This window comes from Microbacterium sp. PAMC21962, assembly GCF_019443465.1.
GTDB classification, from domain to species: domain Bacteria; phylum Actinomycetota; class Actinomycetes; order Actinomycetales; family Microbacteriaceae; genus Microbacterium; species Microbacterium hominis.
In genome coordinates, this window is sequence record NZ_CP080381.1 from 330,685 (window position 1) to 349,917 (window position 19,233).

Sequence of the window (19,233 nt, forward strand, 5' to 3'; positions counted from 1 at the left end):
GGCCACGGCGAACTCCGCCCGGCATCCGTCATTTCGCAGGAGCAATCATGTCCCAGCCCATTCCCGCCGGTTCGCTCGCCGGAAGGACGGCGCTCGTCACCGGGTCCTCGCGCGGCATCGGCGCCGACACGGTCCGTTACCTCGCCGAAGGCGGCGCGAACGTCGTCATCAACTTCCGCAACAAGGCGCCGCGCGCGGAGAAGCTCGCCGCGCAGCTGCGCGAACTGGGCGTCGAGGTGCTCGTCGTGGGGGCCGACCTCACCGACCCGGGTTCCGTCGAGGCGATGATGACCGCCGTGCAGGAGACCTTCGGGCAGCTCGATCTGCTCGTCCTCAACGCCTCCGGCGGGATGGAGAGCGGCATGGGCGAGGACTACGCGCTCGTGCTCAACCGCGATGCGCAGCTGAACGTGCTCGATGCGGCCCTGCCGCTGCTGCACGACGGTTCCCGCGTCGTCTTCGTGACCAGCCACCAGGCCCACTTCATCCGCACGACGCCGACCATGCCCGAGTACGAGCCGGTCGCCCTGTCCAAGCGCGCCGGCGAGGATGCGCTGCGTGAGCGGATTCCGGCTCTCGCGGAGCGCGGCATCGACTTCGTGGTCGTCTCCGGCGACATGATCGAGGGCACGATCACCGCGACGCTGCTCGAGCGCGCCAACCCGGGGGCCATCGCCGACCGTCGCGAGTCGGCGGGCAAGCTCTACAACGTGTCGGAGTTCGCCGCGGAGGTCGCTCTGGCCGCCGTCGAACCCGTTCCCGCCGACAACACGAGGCTCGTCGGAGACGTGAGCTCGTTCGGCGGGGAGTGAGCATGCGCGCCGTCGACATCACCTCCCTGACCACGGTCGGTCGCCCGAGCATCGCCCCCGACGGCGCGTTCTCGGTCTTCGCGACCTCGCGCCCCGACCTCGACGCCGACCGCAACGTCGGCCAGATCTGGCGGATCGACCTGCCCGACGGCGAGCCGCGTCGACTGACGCGCGGCACGGCCGACGCCGAGCCGCAGGTGTCACCGGACGGCGGACGCATCGCCTTCGTCCGCGGCGACGCCGACGGTACCCCGCAGGTGTTCGTCCTCCCCGCGACGGGCGGCGAGCCGGTGCAGGCGACCGACGCCCGCAGCGGCGTCGGCTCGTACGCCTGGTCTCCCGACGGCACGCGCATCGCCTTCACCGCCCGCGTACCCGAGCAGGGCCGCTACGGCACCGTCGAGGGCCGCTCCGCCGACGCGGAGTCGCCGCGGCGCATCACCGGGGTGCGCTGGCACGCGAACGGTCTCGGCTACATCGGCGACCGTCCGTCGCACGTCTTCGTCGTCGATGCGCCGGATGCCGGTGCGGAGCCGTTCTACACGCCCGCGCCGACCGCGGACGGCGAGAACGCGGGCGCCAAGGCGAAGCGGGTCGCAGCGGATGCCGTCGCCCTGACCTCGGGGGCGGCATCGCACCATGGCGTCGTCTTCACCGCCGACGGTTCCCACGTGCTCACGGTGGTCGACGAGATCGAGCACGACCGTCGCGACCTGCGCACCCCCCTCATCGCGGTCGCCGTCGACGGCTCGGGCAGCGTCGAGGTGATCGCGCGCGAGGCCGGCTATTCCGTCGACGAGGTCGCCGTCGCGGCGGACGGCACGATCGCGATGCTGGCCTCGCGGCCGGGTGCGTCGGGCATCGACTTCATCGCCCCCGACGTCGCGCTGTACGTCCTCGACGGTCCGGTGTCGGCGGTCGTCCCGCGTCGACTCACCGATCCCGAGGCGACCGACCTCGGCGAGGTCGGTTCGCACATCACGCCCATCGGTGCCGATTTCCTCGTGCAGAACCGCACGCGCGGCCGTGTCGAGTTGCTTCGTGTCACCCGTGACGGCGACGTCTCGGTGCTCGTCGACGGCGACGTCGAGGTCGGTGGACACGCGGCGGCGGGGGAGCGGATCGTCTACGCCCACGCGACCCCACGAAGCCTCGGCGAGCTCTCGCTGGTCGGCGAGGGTGCCCTCACCGCGTTCGGAGACGCGACGGAGCGCTCCATCGTGGTGCGTCCGGAGGAGCGGGAGATCGTCGGTCGCGACGGCTATCCCGTGCACGGCTGGGTCGCCGTCCCGGCGGGTGAGGGGCCTTTCCCCGTCATCCTGCAGATCCACGGAGGACCGTATGCGTCCTACGGCATACACGTCTTCGATGAGACCCAGGTGCTCGTCGATGCCGGCTACGCGGTCGTGTACTGCAATCCGCGGGGGAGTGCGGGCTACGGCCGCGCGCACGGACGAAGCATCCGTGGCGCGATGGGCACGCTCGACCTGGCCGATGTCCTCGACTTCCTCGACGGCGTGGTCGACGGCGACGACCGTCTGGACGGTGCCCGTGTCGGTATCCAGGGCGGCTCGTACGGCGGCTATCTGACCGCGTGGACGATCGCTCACGATCATCGGTTCGCGGCGGCGATCGTCGAGCGCGGATTCCTCGATCCGGTCAGCTTCCAGGGAACGAGCGACATCGGCTCGTTCTTCGGCGACGAGTACGTCGGCACCGACCCGGAGGACATGGCGCGGCAGAGTCCGATGGCCGTCGTCGGTGCGGTGCGCACGCCCACGCTGGTGATGCACTCGGAGCTCGACTTCCGGTGCCCGCTGGAGCAGGCGACGCGCTACTACACCGCCCTGAAGCGGCAGGGCACCGAGGCGGAGATGCTGATCTTCCCCGGCGAGAACCACGAGCTCACCCGGTCGGGTCGACCGCGACACCGCGTCGAGCGCTTCGACGCGGTGCTCGACTGGTGGGCGCGCCACCTGCCGGCCGGCTGACCGACGGCATCCGCGACGCAGAAGCGCCCCGCGACCTCTCGGTCGGCGGGGCGCTTCTGCGTCGGATCACTTGCCGAACGAGAAGGCACGTCCGATCTGGATGACACCCATCACGACGGCCGAGATGCCCAGCAGCCACCACAGCACCACGGCGCCCCAGAGCGGCGAGAACAGCAGGGTGACGCCGGCGATGATCGAGATGATCGCGTAGAAGATCGTCCAGCCGCGCGACGGGGCCAGGTCGAGGGTCGACAAGGCGACGACGCCCTCGATGATCCACATGATGCCGACGAGGATGCCGAGGAACGCGGCGAGGGTGACGGCGGTCGTACCGAGGTTGGTGAACGCGACGATGCCGGCGACGACGAACAGGACACCGAGCAGCACGTGTCCGATCCGCGACCAGCCGCCCTTGCCGGCGGCGAAGATGCCCAGGCCCGCGTAGACGAGACCGGCGATGATCGCGTAGACCGCGATGAGCGCGGTGACGACCATCGCGGTCTTGCCGGGCCAGACGAGGATGACGATGCCGAGGATGACCGACAACACACCACCCAGACCCAGTGCGGTCCGGATGCCGTTCGTTGCCGTCTTCTCGAGGGACGGTTCAGCAGTCATGGCGAAGCCCTTTCTGAAAATCTCCTGTGAGCGGAGATGTTCTCAGGGTAGCGCTGTTGCGCGGACGGTGCGGAAAGTGACGCGCGGAGTACGCGACGGTTTCGCCGATGGGGGAGAGGGGGTCAGAGCCTCGCGGAGCCGGAATCCTTCTCTGGCTCGCCGCGGCGCTCGATCGCCCCGAGGGCGAACGGAAGGCCGACGGCGAGGGAGGTCAGCAGGAGGCCTCCGATGAAGACCAGCCCTTCGTACTCGGTGACGTTGAAAGCGAACCCCATGAGGTACATGCCGCCGAGGAACAGGACGAGGTAGAGGACGAACACGGGGGAGTCTCCTTCGGAGGGAAGCGATCGCACGCAGGTGATTCGTGTGCGTACTATTAGTGTACTAACTAATGATCTGCGCGGGTGTCATCACGACCCCGCCGGCGACCCCCAGCCGAGATGAGCATGACCGACCAGACTCTCCCTCCCTCCGCAGACTGCGATCTGCGGGGGATGATCGACCACACGCTGTTGACGCCGGAGGCCACCGCCGCCCAGGTCGACGCGCATCTCCGCGAGGCGCTCGACCTGGGTGTCGGTGCGGTGTGCATCAGTCCGACGCTGATTCCCGCCGATGCGTACGGGCTCCGTGTGGTCACGGTGTGCGGTTTCCCGTCGGGTGCCCACGATCCGAGGGTGAAGGCGCTCGAGGCCGAGCTGGCGCTGGCGCGGGGTGCGGACGACATCGACATGGTCGTCGACCTCGGCGCGGTGGCTTCGCACGACTGGGCTGCCGTTCGTCGTGACATCGATGCCGTCCGCGCGGTCGTGCCGAGCGAGAAGACGCTGAAGGTGATCATCGAGTCCGCGGCGCTCTCGGAGGACGAGATCATCCGCTGCAGCGAGATCGGTGCCGAGGCGGGTGTCGACTACATCAAGACGTCGACGGGCTATCATCCCGCCGGCGGGGCCTCGGTATCCGACGTCGCCCTGATCGCACGGATCGTCGGGCCCCACGTCGGAGTGAAGGCGTCGGGCGGCATTCGCACCCGGGCGCAGGCGATCGCGCTCGTGAACGCGGGAGCCTCCCGCCTCGGCGTCTCGTCGACACGCGCATTGCTCGCCGACGCAGCTGCGGACGCCGCACCCGTCGGCGGGGATGCCGCGTCGTACTGACGCGCCCGGGGGGTCGCGCACGGGGCGCTCGGTGGCACCCGTCGCGTTCCCACTCGGCCTTCTCGTGTAACGCCGATAATGCACATTATGTCAACTCGAAGAGAGTGTCGTCGCGTCTCTCGCGCAGCGGTCGCTCCCCCCTCCGGCCGTGCGTCGTCGGCGCCGTGCTGCCGGTGGCGGACATGAGCCCGGTCTAGTCATGACGTCGCGGACAACGGACGCGAGGCCTGTCGCCTGCTCTTGACGCCGTTGTCGCGATCGCGCGAGTTCGAAGCCGAGCCGCAACCCTGCTTGTATCTCAACCGTGGTACAACTTGTGATAGAACTATGACACAAGAGTGGCGGGAGAGATCATGTACGGATTGAGGATCGCGGGCTTCGCTCCGATCGACTGGTTGGCGGCGGCGTTCTCGACGCCCCTCACGTCTCTGGTTCTGGCGATGATCGCCGTCGGCGGGTATGTCGCTTTTGCGGGGTCTGGCCGACACGCCCCGATGGTGTTGCACGGGGCCGCCGAGCGGTCGGTGAACAAGCGATACGCACGTGAGCGTCGCGCTCTGGCGATCTCTGCCCTCGCGGTGGTCGCTGTTTTCGCGGCTGAGGACATCGTGCGCGGCTCTGCGCTCCATGCGGACGGCGCGGTGTCATGGTGGCGATTCGCCACCCCCGTCGTATCCAGCGCTCTCGCCGTCGGTGTTCTCGCTGCCGTGATCACGCGGCGAGGATCCGGGCCCGCCGAAGCTGCGGTCATGACAGGAGCGCGGCGGACGTGGACGACCTTCGGTCCCCGCGTGGGCCTCATCCTGTGCGGTGTCGTGTCCGTGTTTCTCATCGCGACGACGATCGGCGCCGGGCTGACGTCGTCTGCTGATGACCGCGGTCAGCACATCTGGCTCGAGATTCCCATCCCGAACGAAGCCGCGATCGATCCGATCCGGCTCGGGTACTACGGATGGGCGTTCGGTGCGCCGGTCCTGATCGCCGTCGCGGCTCTGCTCGTCACGACAGTGATCGCACTGCGTCGCAACGCCGCGCGGCCCTTCATCCGACCGGAGACGGTCGCAGCGGAACGCAGACTTCGCGCGGATGTCGCGAGCGGCGCCGTCGCACTGTCGACGGCCGGGATGCTGCTGGCGATGGGCGGGGCATGGCGGCTCATCGCCCGCGCGGGCTCACCGGCGCAGTTGTGGATTGACGGCCAGAACGGTGGCGAGCCGTACGACGCGACATGGCGGTACGCGGAACTCGCTTCCGTCGCCGGCTGGGCGGCTCCCATTCTCGAGCTCATCGCGTTCGGCCTCCTCTTCGTCGTCGCCGCCAAGATGGGGAAGAAGCGCCCCTCCTCCCCCGATGCGCGCATCGACGAGCTGGCCGACGCGGCGGGGACGGGTCGGTGAGCGCCCACCGGGCGCTGTCGCCGGCAGACGACGGCAGCCCCACGATGGACATCTACCGGCAGTTCCGTGGTCTCATCGTCTCCGGCCAGCTGGGGGCCAACGAGCGGCTGCCTACCGTGCGGCAGACCGCCAGCGACCTCGGCGTTGCGGCCGGCACCGCCGCGAAGGCGTACAAGATGCTCGAGCAGGACGGACTCGTGGTCACCCGGACCGCCGCCGGCACGCGGGTCGCCGAGTCGGCCGCACGCCTTCCTCTCTCGGTCGCCCGGCGGATACGCGAACTGGTGACCGCAGCCGACGCCGCCGGCGCCGAGCTCGACGATGTCATCGACGTCCTTCGTGTCACGTGGCGAACGACAGTCGACGGTGGATTCACGGGGTCGCCGCAGGAAGCCGTGTGAGGAGCCCTGTAAAACCCCCGCCTCGCTACCCTGAACGGATGACGGACTCCCCCGAGACCTGGCGCGCGATCATCGCGGCGTTGCGCGACGACGACGTCCGTGCGGTCCTCGCGGAGACGGCGTCCCCGCCACGAACGCCACGAGCGCGCGAGCGAGCCCTCGACCGCCTCACGGCTCTCGGCCTGGTGGTGCGCGGCGGCGACGGCATCCGCTTCGACGATGCCCCGCTGCGGGCTCTTCTGGTGGCGCCGCCTCGCCCGCGCGGGCCCGAGCGCTTCCTCGACCGCGACGGTCGCATCGATCGGTATCCCTCGCAGCAGGGTGAGCGTGTCGCGCTGCTCCGTCTCGTCACGGAGCGCGCCTTCTCCCCCGGCGTCCTCATGAGCGAGCGCGACGTCAACGAGCGGCTCGAGCCGTACGCGCCGAGCGGCGATGTCGCCGTGCTCCGACGTCACCTGGTCGATCACGGCCTCCTCGTCCGCACGCCGTCCGGGTCCGAATACGCGCTCGCACGCGAGTAGCGTTGAGGGGTGAGCTCGCCCCGCCTCTCCCCCGCGTCCGTCGGGCCGGATGCCAGAGCCTGGCTCATCTGGGGCGTGGGCGTCGCGGCCTACATGCTCGCCGTGATCAACCGCTCCTCGCTGTCGGCGGTGGGCGTCGACACCGCACAGCGATTCGGGGCGGATGCCGCGACGCTCTCGATGTTCGCCGTCGTCCAGCTCGCCGTCTACGGCGGCATGCAGATTCCGATCGGCCTCCTGCTCGACCGTTACGGCGCCCGCCCGATCATGACAGCGGGGATGCTGCTCATGGCGGCGGGACAGCTGACTCTCGCCTTCTCCCCCAGCGTCGGCGTCGCGATCTTCGCCCGGATGCTGCTCGGCGCCGGCGATGCGGCGATCTTCCCGGGGGTGCTGCGCCTCGTCGCCGTGTGGTTCCCGGCGCAGCGCGGTCCGCTGATGGGTCAGCTCACCGGACTCGTCGGACAAGCGGGACAGCTCCTGGCCCTCGCCCCGCTCGCCGTGATGCTCCACGCCACGAGCTGGGAGATCGTGTTCGGCGGCATCGCCGGGCTGTGCGTGCTGTTCGGCATCCTGGTGTGGGCCGTCATCCGCAATCATCCGCCCGCGCTGCGCGCCGATGTCTCGGTCGACACCAGCACCGGGGCGATCAGGGTGGTGCGCTCGTCCATGGACACCGGCGTCGGCATCCGCGCCGCCTGGGCGCACCCCGGCACCCGCCTCGCATTCTGGTCGCACTTCACCGCCCCCTTCGCCGGCACGGCGTTCGTGCTGCTGTGGGGAACGCCCTTCCTGACGGCCGGCGAGGGGCTCAGCGCCGCCCAGTCGGCGGGCGTGCTGTCCACGTACGTCGTCGTGGGCATGGCGCTCGGCCCGATCATGGGCGACATCTCCCGCCGCATCCCGCATCTGCGCTCGCGCGCCCTGGTGCTGCCGGCGGTGGCGACCCAGTTCAGCGTGTGGATGGTGGTCGTCGCCTGGCCCGGACCTGCGCCGCTCTGGCTGCTGTACGCGCTGGCGGTCGCTCTCGCCATGGGCGGTCCCGCCTCGATGATCGCCTTCGACCATGCGCGCACGCACAACCCGGCGCACCGGTTGAGCACGGCGACGGGTATCACCAACGTCGGCGGCTTCCTCGCCGCGCTGATCGCGATCTTCGCGATCGGTCTGGCCCTCGACCTGCAGGGCGCGGGCACCCCCGACACCTACCGGCTGGACGCGTTCCGCATCGCCTTCCTGGCCCAGGTGCCGCTGTGGGCGCTCGGATGGACCTTCATCGTCGTCGAACGGCGCAAGACCCGGGTTCTTCTGGGCATGGACCCGCCGCGCCGCCCGCGCGCGAAGGGCTGAACGGGGCGAGGGTGAGCGCGCTCAGACGGTGCCGTCGCCGGAGGTGCGCGACTCGGTCTGGGTGATCCGCTCCCCCACCCCGGGCTCGACGGTGCGTGTCACCTGCTGCGTCGAGCGACGACGAAGCAGGAGGACGAGCCCGATGATGAAGACGAGCACACCGGCGCCCATCAGGATGTAGCCGATCATGTCGAGGTCCACGTACGGGACGTCGACGTTCACCGCGAAGACCAGGATGGCTCCGATGACGAACAGCGCGATGCCGGCTCCGATGCTCATGGCGTGCTCCTTGGGTGGCGTTCCGGGTGGCGGGATGGGACGTCTCCATCGTGGCCGACCCGTGATCGCGTGCCCATGCCCTTGACAGTCACGGGAGCGCGACGCTAGCGCGGGGCGATCTCCACCCATCCGCCGCCGAACTTCGGCTCGCGTCCATCCCCCGACGACGTTCCGGTCAGCCGCCGGCGCACCCAGGGGCCCAGGTGCTCGCGGACGTAGTCGCGCTGAGCGAGCCGCACGGCATCGGGGATGGCCGGCATGCTCCACCATCCGTCGGGCACGGCCTCCCCCAGGGCGTCGAGCACGCGGGCGGCGACCCGATGGTGGCCGCGGCTGTTCATGTGGAGGCGATCCTCGGACCAGTAGGACGGGTCGGACAGTTCGGCGTCGGGCCAGTTGAGGGCGCGGACGACGTCATCACGGTCGCCGACACGGTCGATGACGGCATCCGACATCAGATCGCCCCGCCGCTGGATCAGGCGTCCCATCGGCAGTTGCGCCGACGGGTTCGCGCCCGAGAGGAGGACGAGCGTGACGCCCTCCTCGTCGCAGCGGCGCAGCACCTGGCTGAAGGCGTCGGCGATGTGCGCGATGGACGTCCGCGGGCGCAGCATGTCGTTGCCGCCGCCGTTGAAGGACAGATGCGTCGGCTTCAGCGCCAGTGCCGCCTCCAGCTGCTGACGCACGATCGGCCAGATCAGCTTCCCGCGGATCGCGAGGTTCGCGTACTGAAGGGGTTCCCCACGCGAGTCGGCCCACCCCTGCGCCGCGAGATCCGCCCAGCCGCGGACCCGGCCGTCGGGAAGCTCGTCGCCGACACCCTCCGTGAACGAGTCCCCGATCGCCACGAAACGCACGTCTGTCACCCGCTCAGCCTACGCCGCGCGTCACCCGACACGTCTCCTTCATCCGTCCCCCGTGGTCGCATCCCTGTGCGCAGAGCGACCACAGGGGACGGATGAAGCGGATGCCGGGGCGTCAGCGGTCGTCGAGGGCCGCGCCGCGGTGGTCGGCCGACCCCCATGCCGCAGCGGCGGCGAGGACGAAGAACGCGGCGAACACCACGAACAGCAGCGGGGCTCCGCCGCCCGCGAGCAGCGGCGGCACGCTCAGCGGTGCGACGATCGACGCGATGCGTCCGACGCCGGCCGCCCATCCGGCCCCGGTCGCGCGCAGCGACGTCGGATAGTTCTCGGGCGTGACCGCGTACAGCGCCCCCCACGCGCCCAGGTTGAAGAACGACAGGGCCATCCCCGCCCCAATGATCATGCCCTCGGTCGATGCGGTTCCGAAGACGACGGCGGCCGCGGCGGATCCGGCGAGGAACACCGAGAGCGTGAGGCGGCGACCCCAGACCTCGATCAACCAGGCCGCCACCGCGTAGCCCGGCAGCTGTGCGAGGGTGATGATCAGCGTGAACCCGAACGACTTCACGAGGCCATAGCCCTGCGCGAAGAGGATCGTCGGCATCCAGATGAAAGCGCCGTAGTAGGCGAAGTTGACGCAGAACCAGACGGTCCACAGCGCCGCGGTCCGCACACGGAACTCGCTCGACCAGAGCGCGCGGACGCCTCCCGTCGCGAGTGCGGGGCCGTCCGCCGACCCCGCCGGGGCGTGGCGGCGGTGTCCCCCGCCGAGCACGGGCGACGACTCGAAGCCGGCCGTGATCGCCTCCGCCTGCGCGACGCGCCCGCGGCGCACGAGCCAGCGCGGCGACTCAGGCAGGCCCCAGCGCACCACGAGCGCGTACACGGCCGGAACCGCACCCAGCGCGAACGCCCAGCGCCAGCCGTCGGCGGATGCCGGGACCACGAAGAAGCCGATGAGGGCCGCCGCCGTCCACCCGACGGCCCAGAACGCCTCGAGGATCACGATGAGCCGTCCGCGCATCCGCGCCGGGGCGATCTCGCTCACGTAGGTGCTCGCCACGGGGAGCTCCGCGCCGAGTCCCAGCCCGACCAGCACCCGCAGGGCGATCAGGGCGGCCAGCCCGCCGGCGAGGGCGCTCGCGCCCGTCGCGACGCCGTAGACGAGCAGTGTGATCGCGAACACCGACCGACGGCCGAACCGATCGGCGAGCAGGCCGCCGAGACTCGCCCCGATCGCCATGCCGACGAAGCCCGCCGAGGCGATCCACGACGCCTGCTCCCCCGTCAGCGACCATTGCGCGATGAGCGCCGTCAAGACGAAGGAGACCAGGCCGACATCCATCGCATCCAGTGCCCACCCGAGGCCGGAACCGGTGAGCACCTTCAGGTGCCGACGGGTGAACGGCAGCGCGTCCAGCCTCTCGCCCACGTCGGCGCGCGCCGAGACGCGGGGAGCGGCCGCAGCATCCGTCATGACTGAACCCTTCTCAGGATGCCGCGAGCATCTCGCTCACGAGCGGTGCGACCCGGGTGCCGTACAGCTCGATGGAGTGCATCAGCTTCGCGTGCGACAGGGTGCCGTTCGCGTACTTCAGGTCGAAACGCGTGGCGCCGAGGGTCTTCATCGTGGCCGCGATCTTGCGGGCCACGGTCTCGGGCGAGCCTGCGTAGACGGAGCCCTCGGGCCCGATGTCGTGCTGGAACTGCAGCCGGCTGTACGGCGGCCAGCCGCGCTCGGCGCCGATCGCATTGCGGTTGATCTCCATCGCCGGGTACAGCTCGTCCCAGGCCTGGGCGTCGGTGTCGGCGATGTGGCCCGGCGAGTGCACGCCCACCGGCATCGGGGCGGTGTGACCGAACGAGGCGAGCGAGCGGTGGTAGAGATCGACGTAGGGACGGAAGCGGTCCGCGGACCCGCCGATGATCGCGAGCATGAGGCCGTACCCGTACCGCGCGGTGCGCACCACCGACTCCGGCGAGCCGCCGACACCGACCCAGGCGCGGATACCGTTCTCCGTCTTCGGGTAGACGTCCGCGGCGGTGAGCGACGCGCGTGTCGTCCCCTGCCACGTCACGGGCTTCTCGGTCAGCAGCTGCGAGAAGAGGTCGAGCTTCTCCTCGAACAGCACCTCGTAGTCGCTGAGGTCGTAGCCGAACAGCGGGAACGACTCGATGAACGAGCCCCGTCCGAGGATCACCTCGGCGCGACCGGACGACAGTGCGTCGAGGGTCGCGAAGCGCTCGTAGACACGCACCGGATCGTCGCTGGAGAGCACGGTGACGGCCGTACCGAGATGGATCTTCTCGGTACGGGCCGCCGCCGCGGCGAGCACGAGTTCAGGGCTCGACACCGCGAACTCGTGCCGGTGGTGCTCCCCCACGCCGAAGAACGACAGGCCGACCTGATCGGCCAGCACCGCCTGATCGACGATGTCGCGGATCGTCTGCGCGTCGCTCAGGCGCGTGCCGTCGTCGCCGACCGTGACGTCGCCGAAGGTGTCCAGTCCCAACTCTGCATTCATGTGAATGAGAACCTTCCGCGCGTCGGCCGCATTCCCCGTCAGCCCTGCGCGAGGGTCATCCGCAGGGTGTCGAGACCGACACCGCCCAGGCGCAGCGCCCGCATGTGGAAGCGCTTGATGTCGAAGTCGGCGCCCTCGCGTTCGGCGGTCTCGTCGCGGATCTGCTCCCAGATACGCTGTCCGACCTTGTAGGAGGGCGCCTGACCCGGCCAGCCGAGGTAACGGTTCACCTCGAACTGGATGAACTCGTCCGACATGTTGACGTTGCGGCGCATGAACTCGAGCGCGAAGTCGGCATCCCAGATGCCCTCGCCGTCGGGGCGCGGCTTGCCCAGGTGCACGCCGATGTCGAGGACGACGCGGGCGGCGCGCATGCGCTGACCGTCGAGCATGCCGAGACGGTCGGCGGGGTCGTCGAGGTAGCCCAGCTGCTCCATGAGGCGCTCCGCGTACAGGGCCCAGCCCTCCGCGTGACCGCTGGAGCCCGCGAGGAGGCGGCGCCAGGAGTTGAGCTCGGCACGGTTGTAGACGGCCTGCGCGATCTGCAGGTGGTGACCGGGGACGCCCTCGTGGTAGACCGTCGTCAGCTCGCGCCAGGTGTCGAAGGAGTCGACGCCCTCGGGCACCGACCACCACATGCGACCGGGACGGGAGAAGTCGTCCGTGGGACCGGTGTAGTAGATGCCGCCCTCGTTGGTGGGCGCGATCATGCACTCCAGGCGACGGATCTGCTCCGGGATGTCGAAGTGGGTCTTGCCGAGCTCCTCGACCGCGCGGTCGCTCGTCGCCTGCATCCACTCCTGCAGCGCGACGGTGCCGCGAAGCTTGCGGGCCTCGTCGTTCTCCAGGAACGCGACGGCCTCCTCGACGCTGGCTCCCGGAAGGATCTCGTTCGCGATGGCCTCCTGCTCGGCGACCATGCGGGCGAGCTCTTCCAGACCCCACTCGTAGGTCTCATCCAGGTCGATGACCGCGCCGAGGAAGCTCCGGGAGTGCAGTGCGTACAGCTCACGACCGACGCCGTCCACCTCGGAGGCCGCGGGAGCGAGCTCGGTGCGCAGGAAGTTCGCGAGCTCGTCGTACGCGACCCGCGCCGCACCGGCATGACCGGACAGGGTCTTGGCGAGCGAGGCGGGCAGCTGCCCCTCGGCGGGGGCGGCATCGGCGGCGAAGGTCGCGAAGAAGCCGTTGTCCGACGTGTACCGCGCGATCTGACCGATGACCTCGGTGACCTGGCGGCGGGCCGGCACGACCCCGGTCGCGATCCCTTCGCGGAGGGTCTCGATGTAGCCGCCGATCGCCTCGGGGATGGCGGACAGCCGCGTGGCGATGACCGACCAGTCGTCGATCGTGTCGGTGGGCATGAGGTCGAAGACGCTGCGCAGCTCCTGAGCGGGCGAGGCGATGACGTTGACGTCGCGCAGGTGGGCGCCCGCCTCGTACAGCGCGATCGAGAGCTCCAGGTCTCCGCTCAGGTCGGCCTTGGTGACGACGTCGACGTCGTCGACCGGCTCGGCGGCCTGCAGGGCGGCGAGGGCGGCACGCGCGGCGTCCACGCGCGCGGCGGCGCCGGCCAGCGAGTAGTCGTCGAGTCGGCCGTTGTGCTCGAAGCGTCCGATGTAGGTGGCCAATCCCGGGGAAAGCTCGGCACAGGTGTCGACCCATGCCTCAGCGATCGCGTCGATCGGCGTGGGGGTACGGGGGGAATCAGTCATTCTTCGAGCCTAATCCCGACACGGCCTCGACGTGGGGCGGGATGCCGACGACCGCGGAACCGGATGCCACCGCGGCCGCGCCCGCTCAGTGCCCCGCGATGTCCCAGTTCTCGCCCCGGCCGATCTGGACGTCGAGCGGCACCGACAGCTCCGCGGCGTCGCCCATGCGGTCGTGGACGATCTTCTCGACCGTGTCCCACTCCCCCGGTGCCACCTCCACCACGAGCTCGTCGTGGATCTGGAGCAGGACCCGCGATGCGACGCCCTGCGCGCGGAACTCGTCGTGGATGCGGAACAGCGCGATCTTCATGATGTCCGCGGCGCTGCCCTGGATCGGGGCGTTCAACGCGGCGCGCTCCGCGTTCTCGCGCAGCACGCGGTTGGGGCTCGCGAGATCGGGGAAGGGGCGGCGGCGCCCGAAGATCGTCTCCGTGTAGCCGTCGATGCGCGCCTGCTCGACGGAGGAGCGCAGGTAGTCGCGCACCGCGCCGAAGCGGGCGAAGTACTCGGTCATCAGCAGCTTCGCCTCGGACTGTTCGATGCGCAGCTGCTTCGACAGGCCGAACGCGCTCAGGCCGTACACCAGGCCGTAGCTCATCGCCTTGACCTTGGTGCGCATGGCGGACGTCACGTCGGCCGGCTCGACGCCGAACACCCGTGCCCCGACGAACCGGTGCAGGTCCTCGCCCGAGTTGAACGCCTCGATCAGACCGGCGTCGCCCGAGAGGTGCGCCATGATGCGCATCTCGATCTGCGAGTAGTCCGCCGTCAGCAGGGTCTCGTAGCCCTCGCCGACCTCGAACGCGGCGCGGATGCGCCGAGACTCCTCGGTGCGGATGGGGATGTTCTGCAGGTTCGGGTCGGTGCTCGACAGACGCCCCGTCTGGCTGCCCGTCTGCACGTACGTCGTGTGGATGCGGCCGTCGGAGCCCGCGGCGCGATCGTTGCCGATCGACGAGTCGAGCGACTCGATGATCTGCCGCAGCTTGGTGGCTTCGCGGTGCTGCAGGAGCAGATCGAGGAACGGATGCGGGTGCGACTCCTGCAGGTCGGCGAGCACCGCGGCATCGGTCGAGTACCCGGTCTTCGTCTTGCGCGTCTTGGGCAGCTCGAGCTGCTCGAACAGCACGTCCTGCAGCTGCTTGGGCGAGCCGAGGTTGACCTCCCGCCCGATCTCCGCGTAGGCGAGCTGGGCCACGGCGTCGGCCCGCGCGCCGAGCTCCGCGGAGAACGCCGAGAGCTTCTCGTGCGAGACGGCGACGCCGGCCAGCTCCATGTCGGCGAGGGTGTCGAGGGTGGGCAGCTCGATCTCGGTCATGACGCGGGCGACGGATGCCGGGATCTGCGCGCGCATCTCGTCGGCGACCCGCAGCGCGTACCACGAGAGCTGGCCCGGGGTCGCGCCCTCGGTCTCGGGCACGAGCTGGGTGGGATCCGCCTCGGGGAGCTTCTCGTCGAGGTAACGGTCGACGAGGTCGGACAGCCCCTTGTCGGGAAAGCTCGGACGCAGCAGCCAGCCGGCGAGGATCGGGTCGAAGACGAGCCCCCGCAGGCGCACGCCCGCGCGGCGCAGGGCCTTCACCTGGGGCTTCGCGTCGGCGATGACCTTGGGCGCCGCGCTCTCCAGCCACGGCCGGAGCACGGCCGCCGTGTCGGGCGACCACGTCGTCTCGACGGCGCTGTCGGCCAGGGCGAGTCCGACGCGGGCGGGAAGGCCGGCGTCGGTCGTCACCGTCACGGCGACGTCGGCGGCATCCGGGGTGAGATCGCGGGCGCCGATCCAGGCGGCCAGCGCGGCGGCATCCGCCTCTGCGGGCTTCGGGGCGGCGACCGCGGCCGCGGCGTCGTGGGCGCCCTCGTCGGGGTCGGCGCCGACGGCCTCGAAAACGCGCGGCAGGAGGGTGCGGAACTCGAGCCGCGCGAAGATGTCGCGAACGGCCTGCGCGTCGATGGGCTGCACCACGAGGTCGGACGGCTCGACGCCGAGCTCCACGTCGCGAAGGAGCGCGTTGAGCGATCGATTGCGGCGCACGTCGTCGAGGTGGTCGCGGAGGTTTCCTCCGACGACACCGGTGATCTTGTCGGCGTTCTCGATGAGCGCATCCAGCGTGCCCCACTGCGTGAGCCACTTCACGGCGGTCTTCTCCCCCACCTTCGGCACGCCGGGCAGGTTGTCGCTCGTCTCGCCGACGAGGGCGGCGATGTCGGGGTAGTTGACGGGCGGGAGGCCGTACTTCTCGACGACCGCGGCGGGCGTGTAGCGCTTGAGCTGCGAGACGCCCTGCACGCTCGGGTAGAGCAGCGTGACGTCGTCGGTGACGAGCTGGATCGTGTCGCGGTCGCCCGAGCACACGAGCACGTCGAAGCCCTCCGCGGCTCCCTGCGTCGCGAGCGTCGCGAGGATGTCGTCGGCCTCGATGCCCTCCTTGGTGAGCACCGGGACGTTCATCGCGGCGAGGCAGTCCTGCAGCAGCGGGATCTGGCCCTTGAACTCCGCCGGCGACTCGGACCGGTTCGCCTTGTACTCCGGATACACGTCGGTGCGGAACGAGTGGCGCGAGGTGTCGAAGGCCACCGCGAGGTGGGTGGGCTGCTCCGCCTTGACGAGGTTGACGAACATCGACAGGAAGCCGTAGATGCCGTTCGTGTGCTGCCCGTCACGGGTCGTGAAGTTGTCGACCGGGAGGGCGAAGAACGCACGGTAGGCGAGCGAATGGCCGTCCACGACGAGAAGGGTAGGCTTTGCGGAGTCCGTCACCCTGCAACTCTAGACGGGGGCATGGACACCGCAGCCTCCGATCCGATCGCTTCCGAAGGTGGATGATGACCGCTGAGAACACCCCCGCCGACCTCGACGGTATGGCCTGGGCGCGGCAGCGCGGGATGGGCGCGCTGGCCGAGAAGATGGGCATCGAGTTCGTCGAGTTCACGATCGAGCGCTCCGTCGCGACCATGCCCGTGGCGGGCAACACGCAGCCCGTCGGGCTGATGCACGGCGGTGCCTACGTCGTGCTCGGCGAGTCGCTGGGCTCGATGGCCGCGAACCTCCACGCCGGGCCGACGCGCCTGGCCGTCGGCGTCGACATCAACGCGACGCACACGCGGTCGGCGACCAGCGGCATCGTGACGGGGGTGTGCACGCCGGTGCACCTCGGGCGCAGCATCACGGTGCACGAGATCGTCGTGACCGACGAACAGGGACGGCGATGCTCCACGATCCGGATCACCAACATGATCACGGATCGCCCGGCGGTCTGACCCCCTCAGCGGGGCGCCGAGCCGCGGGAGACCGCGCGCGGCGTCAGGACTTCTTCGGCGAGAGCTGCTCGATGATGGCCTTGGCGACGTCCTGCATCGTCAGGCGACGGTCCATCGACGCCTTCTGGATCCAGCGGAACGCCTCCGGCTCGCTGAGGCCCATCTTCTCGTTGAGCAGCCCCTTGGCGCGGTCGACGAGCTTGCGGGTCTCGAAACGCTCGACCATGTCGGCGACCTCGGCCTCGAGCGTGATGATCTGCTCGTAGCGCGCGAGGGCGATCTCGATCGCGGGCAGCAGGTCGTTCGGCGTGAACGGCTTCACCACGTAGGCCAGGGCCCCGGCCTCGCTGGCGCGCTCGACGAGCTCCTTCTGGCTGAACGCCGTCAGCAGCACGACGGGCGCCACGTGGTTCTTGCTGAGCTTCTCGGCGGCGCTGATGCCGTCGAGCACGGGCATCTTCACGTCCATGATGACGAGGTCGGGGCGCAGCTCGGTGGCGAGCTGGACCGCGGTCTCACCGTCGCCGGCCTCGCCGACGACATCGAAGCCGTTGTCCCGGAGGATCTCGACGATGTCGAGGCGGATCAGCGATTCGTCCTCCGCGACGACGACGCGTCGGGGGGCGGATGCCGTGGGAGTCGTGCTCGGTTCCTGCTCAGTCACCTTTGAATCCTACGGTATGGTCAATCCCGGACGCGCGCCGACGAGCGTCCGCGTGCGCCGGTGTGGCGGAATGGCAGACGCGACCGACTCAAACTCGGTTGTCTTCGGACGTGTGGGTTCGACTCCCACCACCGGCACGGAAGATGCGACGCGAAAGGGCGGATGCCGGGAATCCCGGCATCCGCCCTTCGTCGTTCGTGCTGCGACCTACTTCTCCGTCTGGTAGATCGGCGCCTTGCCGTGGACGGCGTCGCCGATCCGGTGCACCCGGATGTCGTTGGTCGAGCCGATGATTCCGGGAGGGGAACCGGAGATCACGACGACCTTGTCCCCTTCCTGCGCGAGGCCCTGGCCGAGGAAGAACTCGTCGACCTGGAGGAACATCATGTCGGTGTGGGCGACGTGCTCGACGAGCGTCGACTGCACGCCCCACGTCAGCGCCATGCGGCGGCGGATCGCCGGGTCGACGGCGAAGGCCATCATCGGGATGCCGGGACGCAGGCGCGACATGCGACGCGCCGTGTCACCGGACTCCGTGAAGATCGCGATGTACTTCGCCTCGATGAACTCGGCGACCTCGTTCGCGGCCAGGGTCAGGATGCCGCCCTGCGTGCGGGGCTTGGCGCTGAACGGACGGATCCGCTCCAGGCCGTGCTCCTCGGTCGACTCCACGATGCGGGCCATCGTCTGCACGGTGACGACCGGATAGTCGCCGACGCTCGTCTCGCCCGACAGCATGACCGCGTCGGCGCCGTCGAGCACCGCGTTGGCGACGTCGGACGCCTCGGCGCGCGTGGGGACGGGGGCGTGGGTCATCGACTCGAGCATCTGCGTCGCGACGATGACGGGCTTGGCCATCCGGCGGCACATCTCGACGGCGCGCTTCTGGACGACCGGCACGGCCTCCAGCGGCAGCTCGACGGCCAGGTCGCCGCGGGCGACCATGATGCCGTCGAACGCGTCGATGATCTCCTCGAGGTTGTCCACCGCCTGCGGCTTCTCGATCTTGGCGATCACGGGGACCTTGCGGCCCTCCTCTGCCATGATCTCGTGCACGCGGGTGATGTCGGCCGCGTCGCGGACGAAGGACAGCGCGATCAGGTCGGCACCCGCCTTCAGCCCCCAGCGGAGGTCGGCCTCGTCCTTCTCGGAGAGCGCGGGGACGCTCACGGCGACGCCCGGGAGGTTGATGCCCTTGTTGTTGGACACGGTTCCCGCGACGATGACCTTGGTCGTGACGACCGGACCGTCGACGCTCTCGACCTGGACGCGCACCTTGCCGTCGTCGATGAGGAGGAAGTCGCCGGGCTTGACGTCGCCGGCGAGGCCCTTGAAGGTCGTGCCGACGAGATCGCGGGTACCCACGACGTCATCGGTGGTGATGCGGAAGGTCTCGCCGACGGCGAGGTCGTGCGGTCCATCGCTGAACTTGCCGAGACGGATCTTGGGGCCCTGCAGGTCGACGAGGATGGCGACGGCGCGTCCCGCGTCGTCGGCGGCCTTGCGCACGTTGGCGAAGCGGACTTCGTGCTCGGCGTACGAGCCGTGGCTCAGGTTCATTCGGGTGACGTCCACGCCCGCCTCGATGATCGCGCGGATCATCTCGTACGATTCGGTGGCCGGTCCCAGGGTTGCGACGATCTTCGCGCGTCTCACTGAAGACTCTCCGGTCTCTATGG

The 19,233-nt window shown here is 69.8% G+C and carries 18 protein-coding genes and 1 tRNA gene; 9 read left to right on the forward strand and 10 right to left on the reverse strand.

Going from position 1 to position 19,233, the window contains the following annotated elements:
• Nucleotides 1-47 precede the first annotated feature (47 nt).
• The gene (locus tag KY498_RS01580; protein ID WP_060958643.1) at nt 48-812 is read left to right on the forward strand and encodes an SDR family oxidoreductase; all 765 of its coding nucleotides are present in this window, start codon (nt 48-50) and stop codon (nt 810-812) included.
• A gap of 2 nt (nt 813-814) precedes the next feature.
• Nucleotides 815-2,803, forward strand: a complete 1,989-nt coding sequence (locus KY498_RS01585; RefSeq protein ID WP_191008647.1) for a S9 family peptidase — start codon at nt 815-817, stop codon at nt 2,801-2,803.
• Nucleotides 2,804-2,869: 66 nt separating this feature from the next.
• On the opposite strand, the gene KY498_RS01590 is transcribed toward KY498_RS01585, so the two are convergent.
• Together KY498_RS01590 and KY498_RS01595 are read right to left on the reverse strand one after the other, a co-directional pair.
• Entirely contained in the window at nt 2,870-3,421 is a 552-nt protein-coding gene (locus tag KY498_RS01590; protein WP_191008646.1) for an HdeD family acid-resistance protein, read from the reverse strand.
• Between the two features lie 122 nt (nt 3,422-3,543).
• Nucleotides 3,544-3,741: a hypothetical protein gene (locus KY498_RS01595; protein WP_191009709.1), complete on the reverse strand. Its 198-nt coding sequence runs from the start codon at nt 3,739-3,741 to the stop codon at nt 3,544-3,546.
• 126 nt (nt 3,742-3,867) lie between these two features.
• Between KY498_RS01595 and deoC the strand changes: the two genes are divergently transcribed.
• The 5 genes from deoC to KY498_RS01620 all read left to right on the forward strand — a co-directional run bounded on the left by deoC (nt 3,868) and on the right by KY498_RS01620 (nt 8,247).
• Nucleotides 3,868-4,578, forward strand: coding sequence for a deoxyribose-phosphate aldolase (gene deoC / locus KY498_RS01600; RefSeq protein ID WP_191008645.1), 711 nt, complete (start codon nt 3,868-3,870; stop codon nt 4,576-4,578).
• 749 nt (nt 4,579-5,327) lie between these two features.
• On the forward strand, nt 5,328-5,975 hold the full coding sequence (locus KY498_RS01605; protein ID WP_191008644.1) for a hypothetical protein: 648 nt from the start codon (nt 5,328-5,330) through the stop codon (nt 5,973-5,975).
• Complete coding sequence (locus KY498_RS01610) at nt 5,972-6,376, forward strand: GntR family transcriptional regulator (protein ID WP_308813213.1); 405 nt, start codon at nt 5,972-5,974, stop codon at nt 6,374-6,376. The genes KY498_RS01605 and KY498_RS01610 overlap by 4 nt, the downstream gene beginning before the upstream one ends.
• Before the next feature lie 38 nt (nt 6,377-6,414).
• The gene (locus tag KY498_RS01615; RefSeq protein WP_191008643.1) at nt 6,415-6,897 is read left to right on the forward strand and encodes a DUF2087 domain-containing protein; all 483 of its coding nucleotides are present in this window, start codon (nt 6,415-6,417) and stop codon (nt 6,895-6,897) included.
• Between the two features lie 9 nt (nt 6,898-6,906).
• Nucleotides 6,907-8,247 (forward strand): nitrate/nitrite transporter, encoded by a 1,341-nt coding sequence (locus KY498_RS01620; protein WP_191008642.1) that lies wholly within the window; start codon nt 6,907-6,909, stop codon nt 8,245-8,247.
• 21 nt (nt 8,248-8,268) lie between these two features.
• Here the strand turns inward: KY498_RS01620 and KY498_RS01625 are convergent, their stop codons facing one another.
• The 6 genes from KY498_RS01625 to polA form a co-directional block, all read right to left on the reverse strand.
• On the reverse strand, nt 8,269-8,526 hold the full coding sequence (locus tag KY498_RS01625) for a DUF6458 family protein (protein ID WP_060958637.1): 258 nt from the start codon (nt 8,524-8,526) through the stop codon (nt 8,269-8,271).
• Nucleotides 8,527-8,630: 104 nt separating this feature from the next.
• Nucleotides 8,631-9,392, reverse strand: a complete 762-nt coding sequence (locus KY498_RS01630; protein ID WP_174524648.1) for an SGNH/GDSL hydrolase family protein — start codon at nt 9,390-9,392, stop codon at nt 8,631-8,633.
• Nucleotides 9,393-9,504: 112 nt separating this feature from the next.
• Nucleotides 9,505-10,869: an MFS transporter gene (locus KY498_RS01635; protein WP_191008641.1), complete on the reverse strand. Its 1,365-nt coding sequence runs from the start codon at nt 10,867-10,869 to the stop codon at nt 9,505-9,507.
• 13 nt (nt 10,870-10,882) lie between these two features.
• Nucleotides 10,883-11,917: an LLM class flavin-dependent oxidoreductase gene (locus KY498_RS01640; RefSeq protein WP_191008640.1), complete on the reverse strand. Its 1,035-nt coding sequence runs from the start codon at nt 11,915-11,917 to the stop codon at nt 10,883-10,885.
• Between the two features lie 38 nt (nt 11,918-11,955).
• Nucleotides 11,956-13,632 (reverse strand): DUF885 domain-containing protein, encoded by a 1,677-nt coding sequence (locus tag KY498_RS01645; protein WP_191008639.1) that lies wholly within the window; start codon nt 13,630-13,632, stop codon nt 11,956-11,958.
• An 85-nt stretch (nt 13,633-13,717) separates the two neighbouring features.
• On the reverse strand, nt 13,718-16,390 hold the full coding sequence (gene polA / locus KY498_RS01650) for a DNA polymerase I (protein ID WP_061781740.1): 2,673 nt from the start codon (nt 16,388-16,390) through the stop codon (nt 13,718-13,720).
• Nucleotides 16,391-16,455: 65 nt separating this feature from the next.
• On the opposite strand from polA, the gene KY498_RS01655 reads away from it, so the two are divergent.
• Complete coding sequence (locus tag KY498_RS01655; protein ID WP_060958850.1) at nt 16,456-16,890, forward strand: hotdog fold thioesterase; 435 nt, start codon at nt 16,456-16,458, stop codon at nt 16,888-16,890.
• Between the two features lie 43 nt (nt 16,891-16,933).
• Here the strand turns inward: KY498_RS01655 and KY498_RS01660 are convergent, their stop codons facing one another.
• Entirely contained in the window at nt 16,934-17,554 is a 621-nt protein-coding gene (locus KY498_RS01660) for an ANTAR domain-containing response regulator (protein ID WP_060958632.1), read from the reverse strand.
• A gap of 56 nt (nt 17,555-17,610) precedes the next feature.
• Between KY498_RS01660 and KY498_RS01665 the strand changes: the two genes are divergently transcribed.
• Nucleotides 17,611-17,691 (forward strand) — tRNA-Leu (locus KY498_RS01665).
• Nucleotides 17,692-17,761: 70 nt separating this feature from the next.
• Here the strand turns inward: KY498_RS01665 and pyk are convergent.
• Nucleotides 17,762-19,210 carry a pyruvate kinase gene (gene pyk / locus KY498_RS01670; protein ID WP_060958631.1) on the reverse strand — a complete coding sequence of 483 codons (1,449 nt, stop codon included), beginning with the start codon at nt 19,208-19,210 and terminating at the stop codon, nt 17,762-17,764.
• Nucleotides 19,211-19,233 lie beyond the last annotated feature (23 nt).

Excerpts from the sequence above, each read along its gene's own strand:
- KY498_RS01605 (WP_191008644.1), top strand. The coding sequence starts at position 5,328 with ATGACAGGAGCGCGGCGGACGTGGACGACCTTCGGTCCCCGCGTGGGC.
- KY498_RS01585 (WP_191008647.1), top strand. The coding sequence starts at position 815 with ATGCGCGCCGTCGACATCACCTCCCTGACCACGGTCGGTCGCCCGAGC.
- KY498_RS01615 (WP_191008643.1), top strand. The coding sequence starts at position 6,415 with ATGACGGACTCCCCCGAGACCTGGCGCGCGATCATCGCGGCGTTGCGC.
- KY498_RS01655 (WP_060958850.1), top strand. The coding sequence starts at position 16,456 with ATGACCGCTGAGAACACCCCCGCCGACCTCGACGGTATGGCCTGGGCG.
- deoC (WP_191008645.1), top strand. The coding sequence starts at position 3,868 with ATGACCGACCAGACTCTCCCTCCCTCCGCAGACTGCGATCTGCGGGGG.
- KY498_RS01645 (WP_191008639.1), bottom strand. The coding sequence starts at position 13,632 with ATGACTGATTCCCCCCGTACCCCCACGCCGATCGACGCGATCGCTGAG.
- KY498_RS01590 (WP_191008646.1), bottom strand. The coding sequence starts at position 3,421 with ATGACTGCTGAACCGTCCCTCGAGAAGACGGCAACGAACGGCATCCGG.
- KY498_RS01640 (WP_191008640.1), bottom strand. The coding sequence starts at position 11,917 with ATGAATGCAGAGTTGGGACTGGACACCTTCGGCGACGTCACGGTCGGC.
- KY498_RS01635 (WP_191008641.1), bottom strand. The coding sequence starts at position 10,869 with ATGACGGATGCTGCGGCCGCTCCCCGCGTCTCGGCGCGCGCCGACGTG.
- KY498_RS01580 (WP_060958643.1), top strand. The coding sequence starts at position 48 with ATGTCCCAGCCCATTCCCGCCGGTTCGCTCGCCGGAAGGACGGCGCTC.
- KY498_RS01625 (WP_060958637.1), bottom strand. The coding sequence starts at position 8,526 with ATGAGCATCGGAGCCGGCATCGCGCTGTTCGTCATCGGAGCCATCCTG.